We start from the raw sequence: 14,588 nt of genomic DNA, 5'->3' as shown, positions 1-14,588 counted from the left end.
CACAAGGCGGTCGTGGAGCACGCGCACCCGGCGCTGCGGGTGCGGGCCGCGGCGGTGGATCTGCCGGTTCCGCAGGTGATCCGGCTGCGGCGCTTCGTGCGGGTACCGTTCCGACAACGGGCACCGTGGTCGCGGCGGGGCGTCCTGGTACGCGACCGGTTCCGATGCGCGTACTGCGGTCGCCGGGCGACCACGATCGACCACGTGGTGCCCCGGTCGCAGGGCGGCGGGGACACCTGGCTGAACACGGTGGCGGCGTGCGCGGAGGACAACCACCGCAAGGCCGCTCGCACGCCCGCGCAGGCGGGGATGCGGCTGCTCGCGCCGCCGTTCGAGCCGACGCCGGCCGACGCGCTGCTGCTGGCGGTCGGCGCGCGGGACGGCGACGCGCTGCCGGAGTGGCTGACGCCGCCGAGGGCCGCGGCCTCCGCCTGAGCCCGCCGAAAGACCGATACTCACTGATACATGACGATCGCCCGCTCCCGGGGAACCGGGGGCGGGCGACTCGTTTCCCCGCGGCGGCGCGCCGTCACTCGATGCGCGGCTGCTCCCGGGTGGGGGGCTTGGACAGGGACGAGGGGTCCGAGCCGCCGTTGCCACCGCCGTTGGGCGGGGCGCCCGTGTACTTGTTCAGGGTGCCGCCGAGGCCCTTGAGGGCGTCGCCGAGCTCGCTGGGCACGATCCAGACCTTGTTCGCGTCGCCCTCGGCGATCTTGGGGAGCATCTGGACGTACTGGTAGGCGAGGAGCTTCTGGTCGGCGTCGCCCGCGTGGATCGCCTCGAAGACGGTGCGGATGGCCTGGGCCTCGCCCTCGGCGCGGAGCGCGGCGGCCTTGGCGTCACCCTCGGCGCGCAGGATCTCCGACTGCTTGGCGCCCTCGGCCTGGAGGATCTCGGACTGCCGGACACCCTCGGCCTGGAGGATCGAGGCGCGCTTGTCCCGGTCGGCCCGCATCTGCTTCTCCATCGAGTCCTGGATGGAGGTCGGGGGCTCGATGGCCTTGAGCTCGACGCGGTTGACGCGGATGCCCCACTTGCCGGTGGCCTCGTCCAGGACACCGCGCAGGGCCGCGTTGATCTCCTCGCGGGAGGTCAGGGTCCGCTCCAGGTCCATGCCACCGATGATGTTCCGCAGGGTGGTGACCGTGAGCTGCTCGATGGCCTGGATGTAGTTGGACACCTCGTAGGTCGCGGCGCGGGCGTCGGTCACCTGGTAGTAGATGACGGTGTCGATGTTCACCACCAGGTTGTCCTGGGTGATGACCGGCTGGGGTGGGAAGGGCACGACCTGCTCGCGGAGGTCGATGCGGTTGCGGATGCGGTCGATGAACGGGACGACGATGTTGAGTCCGGCGTTCAACGTGCGGGTGTAGCGGCCGAAACGCTCGACGATGGCGGCGCTGGCTTGCTGGATCACCTGGATGGTCTGGACGAGCGCGATGACGACCAGCACCACCAGGATGACCAGCACGATGATGATGGCCATCGTGTACTCCCCCTGCTCCTAGACGAGTTGGACTATTTTCGGTGACGCGACCGGGTCATCACATCACGACGGCGGTCGCCCCGTCGATTTCCACGACGCTGACCTGGCTTCCGGGCTCGTAGGAGTCGTCCTCCCCCAGCGCGCGGGCCGACCACACCTCTCCGGCGAGCTTGATCCGCCCGCTGGTGCCGTCGACCCGCTCCAGCACGACGGCGGACTTTCCCATGAGCGCGTCGGAACCCGATCTCAGCGCCGGGGGCTGAGTGCGGGCGCGCCGCGCGATGGGCCGGACGGCCAGGATGAGCGCCGTGGACACGACGGCGAACACGATGACCTGGGCCACGAGGCTGTCGGTCAGGCCGGCCGCGAGCGCGGCGGCGACCCCGCCGGCGGCGAGCATGCCCAGCTCCGGCATGGCGGTCAGGACGAGAGCGATCGCGAATCCTCCGGCGGCGATCAGCCACCACACCCAAAAGTCCACAAACTCATGGTAGATCGACGGACACTCCCCGGAACAGGGCTGGACCGGATGGGCCGTTCAGCTCAGAGGCAAGCCGTGCGCGGTCCAGCGGTCGCCGTGGCGCTCGACGATGAGGGGCAGTCCGAAGCAGTGCGAGAGGTTGGCGGAGGTGAGCACGGAGTCGACAGGGCCGGCGGACAGGACCCGGCCCTGTCTGATCAGCAGGACGTGGGTGAAGCCGGGGGCGATCTCCTCGACGTGGTGGGTGACCATGACCATCGACGGGGCGTAGGGGTCGCGGGCCAGGCGGCCGAGGCGGCGGACGAGGTCCTCCCGGCCGCCGAGGTCGAGGCCGGCGGCCGGCTCGTCCAGGAGCAGCAGCTCGGGGTCGGTCATCATGGCGCGGGCGATCTGGGTCCGCTTGCGCTCGCCCTCGGAGAGGGTGCCGAACCGCCGGTCGAGGAATTCGCTCATGCCGAGCCGGTCGAGGAAGGCGCGGGCGCGCCGCTCGTCCACGTCGTCGTACTTCTCCTGCCAGCCGGCGGTCATGCCGTAGGCGGCGGTGAGGACGGTCTGCAGGACGGTCTGCCGGCGGGAGAGCTTGTCGGCGAGCGCGCTGCTGGCCATGCCGATGCGGGGGCGGAGCTCGAAGACGTCGACGGCGCCGAGCTTCTCACCGAGGATCTGGACGGTGCCCAAGGTCGGGAAGAGGTAGCTGGAGGCGACGTTCAGCAGGGTGGTCTTGCCGGCGCCGTTGGGGCCGAGGATGACCCACCGCTCGCCCTCGGCGATCGCCCAGGAGACCTTGTCCACCAGAGACCGGCCTTCGCGGACCACGGATACGTCCACCAGCTCCAGTACATCGCTCATGCGCGCGGTCTCTCCCCTTGCGGTCGCCGTTCGGTGCCAGTGAGCCCCATGGCAAAACTTACGCCACCGCCCGCCCTCATCGGTCGTCAGGAGGCTCGTTGGGCGCACTTCCCTAAGGTAGGGGGCATGCTGGATGAACCTCGTGCGGGGCGGCTGGCCGCCTGGGGCAATGCGCTGTTCGCCGGGCTCGTCTCACCGGACGACGCGGCGACGCGAGTGGTGGCCGACGACACCGTGCACCGGGTGGTCGGTCTGCCGGGAGAGCCGGGTCAGGTGGGCCTGACGCTGGCGCTGGGGCGGCTGCGGTCGTCGGGGGTGGTGGGGCTGCGGATCGCGCTGCCGGCGCCCGGCCATCCGCTGGGGCTGAGCGGGCCGCCGGAGTTCAACGTGGCGGCGCTGGCGGCCGGGGAAGCGGTGCTGGCGGCGGGACCCGGAGGGGCGGTCGGGCTGGTGCCCGAGGTGAGCGAGGCGGGACCGGCCGGGGATGTGATCACGGAGGTGCTGTGGCGGTGTCTGCCGGTGCGGCAGGGGCCGCCGGCGGACGTTCCGTCGCTGGGCGAGGCCGAGCGTGAGCTCGCCGAGGTGCTGCGGGACGCGACCGAGGAGCTGACGCGGCTGGACGTGGCGGGCGCGGGGCCGATGGCGCGGACGCGGCTGGAGGCGTACCGGGCGCGGATGGAGCGGGGGCGGCAGGTGCTGGCGCCGGGATATCCGCCGCGGGCGGTGCGGGTGTTGGAGCTGGCGCAGCGGGTGGGGGCCCTGGTGGGGATCGCCGAGGAGGCGGGCGCCGACGACATGGGGCACGGCGGGGTGGTGAGCGCGGGCCAGCTGGCCGAACGGGACCGGCTGCTGCGGACGGTGGAGCGGGCGGCGCGGCGAGCGCGGGTGGCGGCGTACAACGCCTACGCGGAGGAGCTGGAGCGGCAGGACGGCTGAGCCGCGGCATGCCGAGGCCCCCGGGGACGTCCGGGGGCCTCGCGGGATGCCTCAGGCGTTGACTCCGGAGTTGCCGAACGCCGGGTTGAGCAGACCGACCACGTTGATCGGGTTCCCCACGACGTTGAGCGGGACGCCGATGGGCACCTGCACGTTGTTGCCGGAGAGGACGCCTCGCGACGTCGCGGCCGCCGCCTGGGCGTCGGCCCCCGAGGCGGTGGCCGTCCCGGTGGTGGCGCCGACGACGGCGCCGGCGGCGGCCAGCACGAGGGCAGCCTTTTGGGCAGTGTTCATAGGTGGGATCCTCCTGGACGTTGTCCTGCCGCGGCTCCGATGACGGAGCCGCGCGCTGCACAACGCACGGGCCGATCGCACGGCACGGGCGGGCTGCCCGTTACGCACGATCGGCCCAACGGTCCCGCGGCGTCGCCCTCGTCAGTGGTTGACGGCGGTGTTGCCGAACGCCGGGTTGAGCAGACCGACCACGTTGATCGAGTTGCCGCTCACGTTGACGGGGACGTCCACCGGCACCTGCACGTTGTTGCCGGAGACGATGCCCGGGGAGCCGATGGCCGCGCCGGCGGCGTCGGCCGAGGCCACACCGGCACCGGCGGCGGCGAGCCCGCCGACCATGAGGGTGACAGCGGCAGCCTTCTTGAGGTTCTTCACTTCTGGACCTTCCTAGCGCGTTGACCGCGACCGTCCGTCGCGGCTGCCCTGGAAAACGGACGTGGCCCACCGGAGTTGCGCTATTCGGGTGACATACACCCGACCGTATGAATGTTGGCCTGAGGTGCGACGCTCAGCTTGGTCCGGGCGCTCTCCTGAGGTAGTGGGGTCAGTCGGAGACCCCGTGCCGGACGGCCCACAGCGCGGCCTGAGTCCGGTCGGACAGGTCCAGCTTCATGAGGATGTTCGAGACATGGGTCTTCACGGTCTTCTCGGAGAGCACCAGGGCGCGGGCGATCTCGCGGTTGGAGCGCCCGCGGGTGATCTGGGCGAGCACTTCGCGCTCCCGCTCGGTCAGCGAGCCCGCCCGGCCGCCACCGCCGCCGGAGGAGTCCTGGGCCAGCAGGGCCCCGGCCACCTCGGGCTGGAGCAGCACGTGCCCGGCGTGGACGGCGCGGATGGCGCCGGCCAGCGCGTCGGGGTCGATGTCCTTGTGGACATAGCCGGCCGCGCCGGCGCGCAGCGCGGGCACGACGGTGCGCTGCTCGGTGAAGCTGGTCACGATCAGCACGCGGGCCGGGATGCCCAGCTCCTTGAGCCGGCACAGGGCGTCCATGCCGTCGCTGCCCGGCATCTTCAGATCCATGAGGATCACGTCGGGGCGCAGCTCCTCGGCGAGGGCGACGCCCGCCGCGCCGTCGGCGGCCTCGCCGAGGACCTCGATGTCTCCCTGCACTTCGAGGAACGTGCGCAGGCCGCGCCGGACCACCTGGTGGTCGTCGACCAGCAGTACGCGGATGGCATCAGCCACCGGGCACCTCCATCTCGATCACGGTGCCCTTGCCGGGCGTCGATTCCACGGTCAGGCCGCCGCCCACCCCGCTCGCGCGGTCGCGCATCGAGACCAGGCCCAGGTGGCGGCCCGCGGTGCGGACCGCCACCGGGTCGAAGCCGGTGCCGTCGTCGGCCACGCGCAGGACCGTGGCCGGGCCCCGGCGGAAGAGGGCGACCTCGACGCGGGCCGCGGCGGCGTGCCGCAGGGCGTTGTGCAGCGCCTCCTGGGCGACTCGGAGCAGTGCCGCCTCCTGGCGCGGGGGCAGCGCCCGGGTGTCCTGACAGTCGAAGGTGACGCGGGCCGGGTGGGCACGGTCGAGGACTTGGATCTGGGCGCGCAGGGTGGCGGTCAGGCCGTCCTCGTCCAGGGCGGCGGGGCGCAGCTCGATGACGGCGGCGCGCAGCTCGTCGGCGGCCTCGGCGGCGAGAGTGGTGACCTCGCGCAGCTCGCTGCGGGCGCGCTCGGGGTCCCGGTCCACCAGGGCGGCGGCGGCCTGGGCGGTCAGGCGCAGGGAGAAGAGCTTCTGGGCGACGGCGTCGTGCAGCTCGTGGGCGAGACGGGCGCGCTCGTCGGCGATGGTCAGCTCGCGGCTGCGCTCGTAGAGCCTGGCGTTGGTGAGGGCGATGGCGGCGTGCTCGGCGAGGAGGCGCAGCAGCTGCTCGTCGTCGGCGCTGAAGGCGCAGCCGTCGGGGCGGCGGCGGCCGGGCGGGCAGCGTTTGTTCGCCAGGAAGAGGGCGCCGAGGACCTCTTCGCCGTCCGCGATGGGCATGCCCAGGAAGTCGGACATCTCGGGGTGCGCGGCGGGCCAGCCCTCGAAGCGGGGGTCCTGGCGGACGTCGGCGAGGCGGACGGGGGTGGCGCCGTGGAGCATCGCGGCGAGGATGCCGTGCTGACGCGGCAGCGGGCCGATGGCCTTCCACTGCCGCTCGCTGATGCCGTCCACGAGGAACTGGGCGAAGCCCCCGTTGCCGTCGGGGATGCCGAGGGCCGCGTAGCGGGCGTCGAGCAGCTCACGGGCCGAGCCGACGATCGTCTGCAGCACGTCGCGCACCTGAAGGGTGCGGTTCATGGCGAGCAGGGCGGCGCTCACGGCGGCCAGCCCGGTCCTGGGGCCCATGGGGGAACGGTAACGCGCCGGGGTGCCGCGCCGGATCGGGCGGACGCCCGGGGCGGGTGCGGCGCGGGGCCTAGGTCCGGGGGCGGAGAGCCGGGCACCGTGCGTGGTGGGCCGGGTGCGTGCCGTGGCGCGGCGGAGGGCCGGCTGTGAGGCGGGGCACAGGCCGGAAGTCCCGCCACGAAGGCCGGTAGGAGGCCGGGGGTGCGGCGGGGGCCGTGCGGGGCCGGTTCCGGGCGGGTCCCGGGACGGTCCCGGGTGGCCGCGGGGTCTCCGAGGACGGGTAGCAAGAGGGGCGTTTGCCCCGCTTTTTCCGGGTCGCCAAGAATGGGCGTCGCCCCCGAGCGAGGCCGTTCCCGACGCGGCCCGAAAGTAAAGGTCAAGACGTCATGTCCCTTCGTACCGCGCCGCGCCCGACCCAGTCCCGCGTCCGCCGGGTCGCGACCGCCGGCATCGTCACCGCGTCCGCCGCGGTGCTCGGTGTCACCGGCGTCTCCGGCGCCGCGAGCGCCGCGGACCGCGCGCAGGACATCGCCCGAGAGATGATCGGTGACGACGCCCAGTTCGAGTGCTTCTCGAACATCGTCGATCACGAGAGCGACTGGGACTACACGGTGTCCAACGCCTCCAGCGGCGCCTACGGCCTGGTCCAGGCCCTGCCCGCGTCGAAGATGGCGTCGGCCGGCTCCGACTGGAAGACGAACCCCGAGACCTAGATCGGATGGGGTCTGGACTACATGAACGACCGCTACGGCAGCCCTTGTGACGCCTGGGCGTTCTGGCAGGCCAACCAGTGGTACTGATGCGGCCCCCCGCGCGCCCTGGGCGATCCCGGCGCTTGAAGCGCCCCGAGCGCCCCGAGCGCCGGCTAAGTGACGGTGGCGGGCACCCCGGTCGGGGTGCCCGCCACCGTCACGTCCGCGTGCCGCGTGCGGCGGCTAGTTCCGCATGACCTCCGGCTCGTGCCGGCGGAGGAACTTCATGACCAGGTAGCCGCAGATGACGCCGATGACGATCAGCATCGACACGTCCAGCAGCCAGTACCCGGCCTCGTGCTTCCAGATCGGGTCCGGGTCGTACTCCTCCGGGTTCGGCGACTTGGTCAGCTCGTTGAGGTACGCGGTGGAGCCGGTGCCGGCCAGCGCCCAGCGCGAGGGCATCAGCCAGGCGATCTGCTCCACGCCGAGGCTGCCATGGACCTTGAAGAGGGCACCGGTGAAGACGAGTTGGACCACCGAGATCATCACGAGCAGCGGCATGGTCATCTCGGAGGTGCGGACCAGGGCCGAGATCACCAGGCCGATCATCATGGAGGTGCAGCCCAGCACCATCAGGACGAAGATCATCTCCGCCATGGGCGAGAAGATCACGCCCTCCGGCGGCATCTCCCGGGGCATGAAGCCGATGAGCCCCAGGATGAGCGCCTGGAGCACGGTGACGATGCCCAGCACGAAGACCTTGGACATCAGGTACGCGGAGCGTGACAGACCGACGGCGCGTTCCCGTTCGTAGATCGTCCGTTCCTTGATCAGCTCGCGGACCGCGTTGGCGGAGCCGGCGAAGCACATGCCCACGACGAGGATCAGCAGGATGATGCTGGCGTCGCCGTTGCGGAAGCCGTTCTCCGCCTCGCCGGGGCCCAGGCCGTGATCGGCGGGGATGAACGTGCTGACCAGGCCCAGGACGATCGGCAGCGCCAAGGTGAGGCCGAGGAAGCCCTTGTCGGCCACGATCACCGCCGCGTAGCGCCGCATCAGCGTCCACACCTGCGAGCCCCAGGTCTGGGCCTTCTGGTGGATGACGCCCATCGGCTGGAAATGCTGCGGCGCGGCCTGGGGCTGCACGGCGTCCAGGTCCGCGGCGTACATCTGATAGTGCTGCGAGCCGCGCCAGCGGCCCATCCAGTCGAAGTCGCGGTAGTTCTCGAAGGCGGAGAAGACATCGGCCCAGTTGTCGTAGCCGAAGAAGCCCAGCGCCTCGTCCGGCGGGCCGAAGTACGACACGCCACCGCCGGGCGCCATGACCAGGACCCGGTCGCACAGCGCCAGCTCGGCCACGGAGTGGGTGACGACGAGCACGGTGCGGCCGTCGTCGGCCAGGCCGCGCAGGAGCTGCATCACGTCGCGGTCCATGCCCGGGTCGAGGCCCGAGGTCGGCTCGTCCAGGAAGATCAGCGACGGCTTGGTCAGCAGCTCCAGCGCCACCGACACGCGCTTGCGCTGGCCGCCGGAGAGCGACGAGATGCGCTTGGCCGCGTGCGGGCTGAGCTTGAGCTCGGCGAGCACCTCCTCGACGCGGGCGTTGCGCTCGGACTCGGCGACATCGCCGGGGAAGCGGAGCTGGGCGGCCAGCCGCAGCGCCTGCCGGATCGGCAGCGCGGTGTGCAGGATGTCGTCCTGCGGCACCAGGCCGATGCGGTGGCGCAGCTCGGCGAAGTGCGTGTAGAGGTTCCGGTGGTCGTACAGAACCTCGCCGTAGGTGGCCGGGCGGTAGCCGGTCAGGGCGCGCAGCAGCGTCGACTTGCCGGAGCCGGAGGGGCCGATGACGCCGATCAGCGACTTCTCCGGAACGCCGAAGGAGACGTCGTTGAGGATGGTCGTCTGGCCGTTGTTGACCTGGACCGTGAGGTGGCGGGCCGAGAAGGAGACCTCACCGGTGTCGACGAACTCCTGGAGCTGGTTGCCGACGAGCCGGAAGGTGGAGTGGCCGATGCCGAGGGTGTCGCTGTGGCCGAGGTACCGGCGGCCGTTCTTCTCCAGCTGCTGGCCGTTGACATAGGTGCCGTTGTGGCTGCCGAGGTCGTGGATCTCGAAGCGGCCGTCGGGGTGCGCGTGGAACTCGGCGTGGAAGCGCGAGACCTGGAGGTCGGAGACGACCAGCTCGTTCTCCAGCGCGCGGCCGATCCGGGTCACCTGTCCGACGGCGAGCTGGTACAGGCTGGTCGCGCCGCCGATGCCGCCGGCGCCGTCCCAGGCGTGCTGCGGCTGCTGCGGCTGCTGCGGCGGGAACCCGGGTTGCTGCTGCGGCGGCATCGCCGGGGGCTGCCCGGCCATCGCCGCGGCCGGCGCCTGGTGCTGAGCTATGGAAGGGGTCCCGGAGAAGCCCAGCCGGGGACCGTCCGTGGCGTTGCCGAGATGGACCACCGCGCCCGGTCCGACCGCCGCCTGCTGGACGCGCTGCCCTTGCACATACGTTCCGTTGGTGCTGCCGTGGTCCTCCACGACCCAGCTCTGGCCGCTCCAGCGCACCGTGGCGTGGCGCCAGGAGACGCGGGCGTCCTGCAGCACGAAGTCACCCTGTGGATCCCTGCCCAGTTGATACGCCCGGGTCGGGTCCAATGTCCAGGTTTGTCCGTTCAATTCGAGTACGAGTTCCGGCACTCCATGCCCCACAAAGATTGTCCCCCGAGAGACCCCCGTGAGAGGTCTGGGATGGTTGCATCGTGGTGGAACTATTCCAGGCCCGGGGCCTGGACGGGAACCCGCCCCCCGAAAGTCATGAAGCTGGTGCACGGCCTCAGCGAGTCGGTGACGTTCATCTCCTCGCCGTGTCCACGGGCCGGACATGCCACGGCCCGGCGGCCCGCACCGGCTACCGTGAAAAGCACCATGATCTCAACGCACGCGGCCGAAGAGGACCTCCCCACTCTGCTGGTGAAGATCTTCGGCAAGGACCGGCCCGGCCTCACCGCCGGACTCTTCGAGACCCTGGCCGCCTTCTCGGTGGACGTCATCGACATCGAGCAGGTCGTCACCCGCGGCAGGATCACCTTGTGCGCGCTGGTGACCGCGCCCGCCGAGCGCTCCGGCGCCGGCTCCGAGGGCGAACTGCGGGCCACCGTGCACACCTGGGCGGAATCCGCGCGGCTCCAGGCCGAGATCATCTCCGGCACCGGTGACAACCCCGCGCGCGGCTCCGGCCGCTCCCACGTCACCGTCCTGGGCCACCCGCTGACCGCCGAGATCGCGGCGGCGATCGCGGCGCGGATAACGACCGCGGGCGGCAACATCGACCGGATCTACCGACTGGCGAAGTACCCCGTGACGGCCGTGGAGTTCGACGTGTCCGGGGTGGCCACCGAGCGGCTGCGCACCGAGTTGGCCGCCGAGGCCGCGGCGCGGGCGGTCGACGTGGCGGTGGTGGCCTCGGGGCTCCAGCGGCGGGCGCCGCGGCTGGTGGTGATGGACGTGGACTCCACGCTCATCCAGGACGAGGTGATCGAGCTCTTCGCGGCGCACGCGGGCTGCGAGGCCGAGGTCGCGGCGGTCACCGCCGCCGCGATGCGGGGCGAGCTGGACTTCGAGCAGTCGCTGCACGCCCGCGTGGCGCTGCTGGCCGGGCTGGACAGGTCGGTGGTGGACAAGGTCCGCGCCGAGGTCCGGCTGACGCCCGGGGCGCGGACCCTGATCCGGACGCTGAAACGGCTCGGCTGTCAGGTCGGCGTCGTCTCCGGCGGCTTCACCCAGGTCACCGACGCGCTGCGGGACCACCTGGGCCTGGACTTCGCCGCCGCCAACACGCTGGAGATCGTCGACGGCAAGCTGACCGGCCGGGTCACCGGGGAGATCGTGGACCGGCCGGGCAAGGCGCGGCTGCTGCGGCGGTTCGCCGCCGAGGCCGGGGTGCCGCTGTCGCGGACGGTGGCGATCGGCGACGGCGCCAACGACATGGACATGCTAAACGCGGCTGGGTTCGGCGTCGCGTTCAACGCCAAGCCCGTGGTGCGGGAGGCGGCGCACACCGCGGTGACCGTTCCGTTCCTGGACACCGTGCTCTATCTGCTGGGAATCACCCGCGAGGAAGTCGAGGCCGCGGACGCGCAGGGTTGAGCCCCGCGCGGCCTCGGGCGTGCGACCTCAGGCGTGCGGCGCCCAGAACGCGGAGAGGTCGGCGACGCCGTGCTCCACGGACTTCCAACCGCCGGTCAGGGTCAGCACCGCGACGGCCGAGGTGGGGAAGCCGCCGCGGGTCATCCGGGCCAGGGCGTCCCCCTCGGCCCGGCCCGCGAGGGCGTCGGCCAGGCCATGGATCGCCGGGTTGTGCCCGACCATCATCACGTCCCGCACCTCGTCCTCGACGTCGTTGATCACGGCGATCAGCTCGCCCACGGACGCCTCGTAGAGCCGCTCGTCGTAGACGGTCCTGGGCCGCCTCGGCAGTTCGGGGGCGCACAGCTTCCAGGTCTCGCGAGCGCGGACCGCGGTGGAACAGAGAGTCAGCTCCGGACTGAGGCCGGCCCCGGCCAGCCAGCGTCCGGCCACGGGGGCGTCCTTCCGGCCCCGCTCGGCGAGCGGCCGGTCGTGGTCGGACACCTCGGGCCACTCGGCCTTGGCGTGTCGGAGGAGAACGATCCTGCGAGGGGCTTCGACGCTCATGTGCCCCAGCTTCGCACGAAAGGTGCCATGGGGCGCGGGGGGTTGGGGCATCTCGCCGGGGCTCCGGCGGGGATCAGGAGAGCCAGCTCTGCCAGACGTGGTCGACCAGCTCGGTCACGGGCTGCCGGTCGCCGGCGGCACGCGCCTCGGCGCCGGCGACCTGGAGGGCCAGCAGGGCGGCGAAGGCGAGTGCGGGGAGGGCGAGGACCCACCAGCGGACCTGGATCTCCGTGTCGGATCGGGGGGCGCGGGCGGTCATGTGATCGTCTCCATCCGTGGCTTCGGACCATCACTGATGAACCTACGGACACGGGGCGCCGCCGCCCATCCGGTGACCCACCCAGTCGGCCCTGAACCTGACCCCCTAGGGGACGGTGGGGTTAGCCCCACCCCTGTCCGCGCCGGGCCGCCGCCCCCGACGGGTCAGGGAGCGGCGACGCTGGCGACGATCGCGATGAGGACGGTGATGGCGAGCATGGCGCCCAGGACGAGGAGCAGCTTGCGCTGACCGCCGGTCGGGTTGGGCTCAAGGACTGGCATGGGGGGAATTCTCCCACTCACCGGCCGTCCTCGATGCACCGGTTCCGCCCGGCGCGCAGGCCGACCGCGATCTGCGCGACCATCTGCGCGACCATCAGCGCGAGCGGCGCGTGCCAACCGCCGGTGGTCTCGTCGAGCGTACCGACGAGCAGCGGGCCCGGGACGCGGAGGAGGTACCCGACGCTCTGCGCGAAGGCGGACAGCCGGTCGCCCGCCGCGCGGGTGACCGGGATGGTGAGCGCGGCGGCGGACGCGGTACCCAGCGCGAACGCCGTGGCGTACCGGCCGGTGACCGGACCGGCCCGGTCGTCGGGGAAGTACCGCTGGACGAGCACCGGCATCACACGTTCCCGACGGCTATGCCCGCGCCAGCACGGTGGTGGCGAGCAAGAGGGGCGTGGAGCCGGCCAGCGTGCGCGGCGCGCGGCCCGCGCTGACGGCCGTCAGCCCGGCGACCACGATGGCGACCGGGCCGAAGCGCACGGCCAGCCGGGGCGCGGCGATATCCAAGAGGCGAAGCAGCGCGGGCACCGAGGTCAGCAGACCGGCCACGGCCCCGTTCATGCCGAGGTTGAACGCCGCCTGGATCAGCCCAGCCACGACAAGCCACCCCGCCGCGCTGTGCCGGGGGGCCGTCGAGCGGGCAGTCTGCTGGAGAGTACGGTCGTCCTTCGTCGACACCGCGGACATCATCATAGAATCATGGGATGAAACCCTCTCCGGAGGGATGTGGAGATCCCGGGAGAGTTATGTCACTGACCGCGCCCCGCCGTTCCGCCCTGGCCGACCAGGTGATCGGTCAGCTGCGCCACGAGATCACTTCCGGCACGTGGCCGGTCGGCTCGCGCATCCCCACCGAGCCGGAGCTGGTCGAGCAGCTGGGGGTCGCCCGGAATACGGTGCGGGAGGCGATCCGCGCGCTGGCGCACAACGGGCTGCTGGACATCCGGCAGGGCTCGGGGACCTATGTGATCGCCACCAGCGAGCTGGCCGGGGTGATGCACCGCCGTTTCGCGGAGGCCCGGCCACGCGATGTCGCCGAGGTGCGCAGCACCCTGGAGGCCGCGGCGGCGCGACTGGCCGCGCTGCGGCGCACGCCGGGCGAGCTGCGGCAGCTGGAGACGCTGCTCGGGCGGCGGGACGCGGCGTGGGCGACGGGCGACGTGGAGCGCTTCGTGGCGGCGGACACCGCGTTCCACATGGCGGTCGTCAGGGCGTCGCACAACGAGGTGCTGACCGCCCTCTACGCGGACCTGGGCACGGTCGTGAGCGAGGCCGTGCGGCAGGACGTCGGCGACGAGCTGCGGCCGGGCGACCACGTGGACCACGGCCGGCTGGTGGCGGCGATCCGTGCCTCGGACGTGGACACCGCGGGGGCGGAGGCGGGCTCGTACGCCCTGCTCTGTCGCGCGCCCGCCCCGCACGTCACCGTCTGAGGACGGGACGCGCGGGGCGGGCTTCCGCGTGCGGCGGCTCCGGCGGGGCGGGGCGGGCTTCGCCGGGGCGGCGCGGGCTTCGCCGGGTCAGGCACCCATCATGTGGACGCCGCCGTCGACGTGGACGATCTCGCCCGTCGTCTTGGGGAACCAGTCGGACAGCAGCGCCACCACGCCGCGCGCCGCCGGGTCCGGGTCGGCGAGGTCCCAGCCGATGGGCGCGCGGGTGTCCCACACGTCCGCCAGCTCCTCGAAGCCGGGGATCGACTTGGCGGCCATCGACTTGATGGGGCCGGCCGAGATGAGGTTGACCCGGATGTTCTTGTGGCCGAGGTCCCGTGCGAGGTAGCGCGAGGTGGCCTCCAGGGCGGCCTTGGCCACGCCCATCCAGTCGTATTTGGGCCACGCCACCTGCGCGTCGAAGTCCATGCCGACGACCGAGCCGCCGCGCCGCTCCAGCAGCGGAAGCAGGGACATGGTCAGCGACTTCAGCGAGTACGCCGAGACCTCGACCGCCGTGGCGACCGAATCCCAGCCGGTGTTCAGGAAGTTCCCCCCGAGGGCGTCCTGCGGCGCGAACGCGACGGAGTGCACCACGCCGTCCAGGCCGATGCCCTCGCCGAAGTGCTCGGAGACGCGGGCGGCGAGGGTGTCCAGGTGCTCCTGGTTCTGCACGTCCAACTCGATGACGGGCACCGGCTTCGGCAGCCGCTTGGCGATCCGCTCCACCAGGCTCACCCGGCCGAAGCCGGTCAGGAGGATCTCGGCTCCCTCCTCCTGCGCCAGCCTGGCGGTGTGGAAGGCGATCGAGGATTCCAGGAGCACCCCGGTGACGAGGATGCGTTTTCCGGCCAGCAGTCCACTCAT

Annotated in this window: 18 protein-coding genes and 1 pseudogene (1 of these 19 running past the window's edge); 5 read left to right on the top strand and 14 right to left on the bottom strand. The window is 72.1% G+C overall.

The features are described 5' to 3' along the window. Window positions 1-435: the 3' portion of an HNH endonuclease gene (locus tag OIE51_RS23370; protein WP_326599755.1), read on the top strand. It extends 84 nt beyond the left edge of the window; only the last 435 of its 519 coding nucleotides appear in the window; its start codon lies off the left edge, out of view; it ends in the stop codon at window positions 433-435. Window positions 436-529: 94 nt separating this feature from the next. On the opposite strand, the gene OIE51_RS23365 is transcribed toward OIE51_RS23370, so the two are convergent. Genes OIE51_RS23365 through OIE51_RS23355 form a run of 3 tightly spaced genes read right to left on the bottom strand, consistent with a single transcriptional unit; the run spans window position 530 to window position 2,816 of the window. Then, the gene (locus OIE51_RS23365; protein ID WP_326599754.1) at window positions 530-1,486 is read right to left on the bottom strand and encodes an SPFH domain-containing protein; all 957 of its coding nucleotides are present in this window, start codon (window positions 1,484-1,486) and stop codon (window positions 530-532) included. Between the two features lie 58 nt (window positions 1,487-1,544). Next, window positions 1,545-1,967 carry an NfeD family protein gene (locus OIE51_RS23360; protein WP_326599753.1) on the bottom strand — a complete coding sequence of 141 codons (423 nt, stop codon included), beginning with the start codon at window positions 1,965-1,967 and terminating at the stop codon, window positions 1,545-1,547. Window positions 1,968-2,024: 57 nt separating this feature from the next. After that, window positions 2,025-2,816: an ABC transporter ATP-binding protein gene (locus OIE51_RS23355; protein WP_326599752.1), complete on the bottom strand. Its 792-nt coding sequence runs from the start codon at window positions 2,814-2,816 to the stop codon at window positions 2,025-2,027. Window positions 2,817-2,942: 126 nt separating this feature from the next. Between OIE51_RS23355 and OIE51_RS23350 the strand changes: the two genes are divergently transcribed. Continuing rightward, on the top strand, window positions 2,943-3,752 hold the full coding sequence (locus OIE51_RS23350; RefSeq protein ID WP_326599751.1) for a hypothetical protein: 810 nt from the start codon (window positions 2,943-2,945) through the stop codon (window positions 3,750-3,752). A 51-nt stretch (window positions 3,753-3,803) separates the two neighbouring features. On the opposite strand, the gene OIE51_RS23345 is transcribed toward OIE51_RS23350, so the two are convergent. The 4 genes from OIE51_RS23345 to OIE51_RS23330 form a co-directional block, all read right to left on the bottom strand. Next, complete coding sequence (locus OIE51_RS23345; RefSeq protein WP_326599750.1) at window positions 3,804-4,046, bottom strand: chaplin; 243 nt, start codon at window positions 4,044-4,046, stop codon at window positions 3,804-3,806. A 141-nt stretch (window positions 4,047-4,187) separates the two neighbouring features. Beyond that, window positions 4,188-4,421 carry a chaplin gene (locus tag OIE51_RS23340; protein ID WP_326599749.1) on the bottom strand — a complete coding sequence of 78 codons (234 nt, stop codon included), beginning with the start codon at window positions 4,419-4,421 and terminating at the stop codon, window positions 4,188-4,190. 169 nt (window positions 4,422-4,590) lie between these two features. Then, the gene (locus tag OIE51_RS23335) at window positions 4,591-5,232 is read right to left on the bottom strand and encodes a response regulator transcription factor (RefSeq protein ID WP_326599748.1); all 642 of its coding nucleotides are present in this window, start codon (window positions 5,230-5,232) and stop codon (window positions 4,591-4,593) included. After that, window positions 5,225-6,373 (bottom strand): GAF domain-containing sensor histidine kinase, encoded by a 1,149-nt coding sequence (locus OIE51_RS23330; RefSeq protein ID WP_326599747.1) that lies wholly within the window; start codon window positions 6,371-6,373, stop codon window positions 5,225-5,227. The genes OIE51_RS23335 and OIE51_RS23330 overlap by 8 nt, the downstream gene beginning before the upstream one ends. A 386-nt stretch (window positions 6,374-6,759) precedes the next feature. Here OIE51_RS23330 and OIE51_RS23325 point away from each other — a divergent pair. Then, window positions 6,760-7,173, top strand: a pseudogene (locus OIE51_RS23325) (transglycosylase SLT domain-containing protein). Window positions 7,174-7,308: 135 nt separating this feature from the next. Here the strand turns inward: OIE51_RS23325 and OIE51_RS23320 are convergent. Further along, window positions 7,309-9,750, bottom strand: coding sequence for an FHA domain-containing protein (locus tag OIE51_RS23320; protein ID WP_326599746.1), 2,442 nt, complete (start codon window positions 9,748-9,750; stop codon window positions 7,309-7,311). A gap of 228 nt (window positions 9,751-9,978) precedes the next feature. On the opposite strand from OIE51_RS23320, the gene serB reads away from it, so the two are divergent. Beyond that, a complete protein-coding gene (gene serB / locus OIE51_RS23315) occupies window positions 9,979-11,199 on the top strand; it encodes a phosphoserine phosphatase SerB (protein WP_326599745.1) in 1,221 nt (406 codons plus the stop codon). Between the two features lie 27 nt (window positions 11,200-11,226). Here the strand turns inward: serB and OIE51_RS23310 are convergent, their stop codons facing one another. The 5 genes from OIE51_RS23310 to OIE51_RS23290 all read right to left on the bottom strand — a co-directional run bounded on the left by OIE51_RS23310 (window position 11,227) and on the right by OIE51_RS23290 (window position 12,885). Continuing rightward, complete coding sequence (locus OIE51_RS23310; protein ID WP_326599744.1) at window positions 11,227-11,745, bottom strand: SixA phosphatase family protein; 519 nt, start codon at window positions 11,743-11,745, stop codon at window positions 11,227-11,229. 73 nt (window positions 11,746-11,818) lie between these two features. Continuing rightward, complete coding sequence (locus OIE51_RS23305) at window positions 11,819-12,004, bottom strand: hypothetical protein (RefSeq protein WP_326599743.1); 186 nt, start codon at window positions 12,002-12,004, stop codon at window positions 11,819-11,821. Window positions 12,005-12,168: 164 nt separating this feature from the next. Then, complete coding sequence (locus OIE51_RS23300; protein ID WP_326599742.1) at window positions 12,169-12,285, bottom strand: SGM_5486 family transporter-associated protein; 117 nt, start codon at window positions 12,283-12,285, stop codon at window positions 12,169-12,171. A gap of 17 nt (window positions 12,286-12,302) precedes the next feature. Further along, window positions 12,303-12,626 carry a hypothetical protein gene (locus tag OIE51_RS23295; RefSeq protein ID WP_326599741.1) on the bottom strand — a complete coding sequence of 108 codons (324 nt, stop codon included), beginning with the start codon at window positions 12,624-12,626 and terminating at the stop codon, window positions 12,303-12,305. 16 nt (window positions 12,627-12,642) lie between these two features. Beyond that, the gene (locus tag OIE51_RS23290) at window positions 12,643-12,885 is read right to left on the bottom strand and encodes a hypothetical protein (RefSeq protein WP_326599740.1); all 243 of its coding nucleotides are present in this window, start codon (window positions 12,883-12,885) and stop codon (window positions 12,643-12,645) included. A gap of 149 nt (window positions 12,886-13,034) precedes the next feature. On the opposite strand from OIE51_RS23290, the gene OIE51_RS23285 reads away from it, so the two are divergent. Next, window positions 13,035-13,721, top strand: a complete 687-nt coding sequence (locus OIE51_RS23285) for a FadR/GntR family transcriptional regulator (protein WP_326599739.1) — start codon at window positions 13,035-13,037, stop codon at window positions 13,719-13,721. A gap of 87 nt (window positions 13,722-13,808) precedes the next feature. On the opposite strand, the gene fabI is transcribed toward OIE51_RS23285, so the two are convergent. Next, the gene (gene fabI / locus OIE51_RS23280) at window positions 13,809-14,588 is read right to left on the bottom strand and encodes an enoyl-ACP reductase FabI (protein ID WP_326599738.1); all 780 of its coding nucleotides are present in this window, start codon (window positions 14,586-14,588) and stop codon (window positions 13,809-13,811) included.

Origin of the sequence: Streptomyces sp. NBC_01803, from assembly GCF_035917415.1 — a bacterium.
Taxonomy (GTDB): Bacteria; Actinomycetota; Actinomycetes; order Streptomycetales; family Streptomycetaceae; genus Streptomyces.
This window is presented reverse-complemented; position numbering and strand designations above follow the sequence as displayed.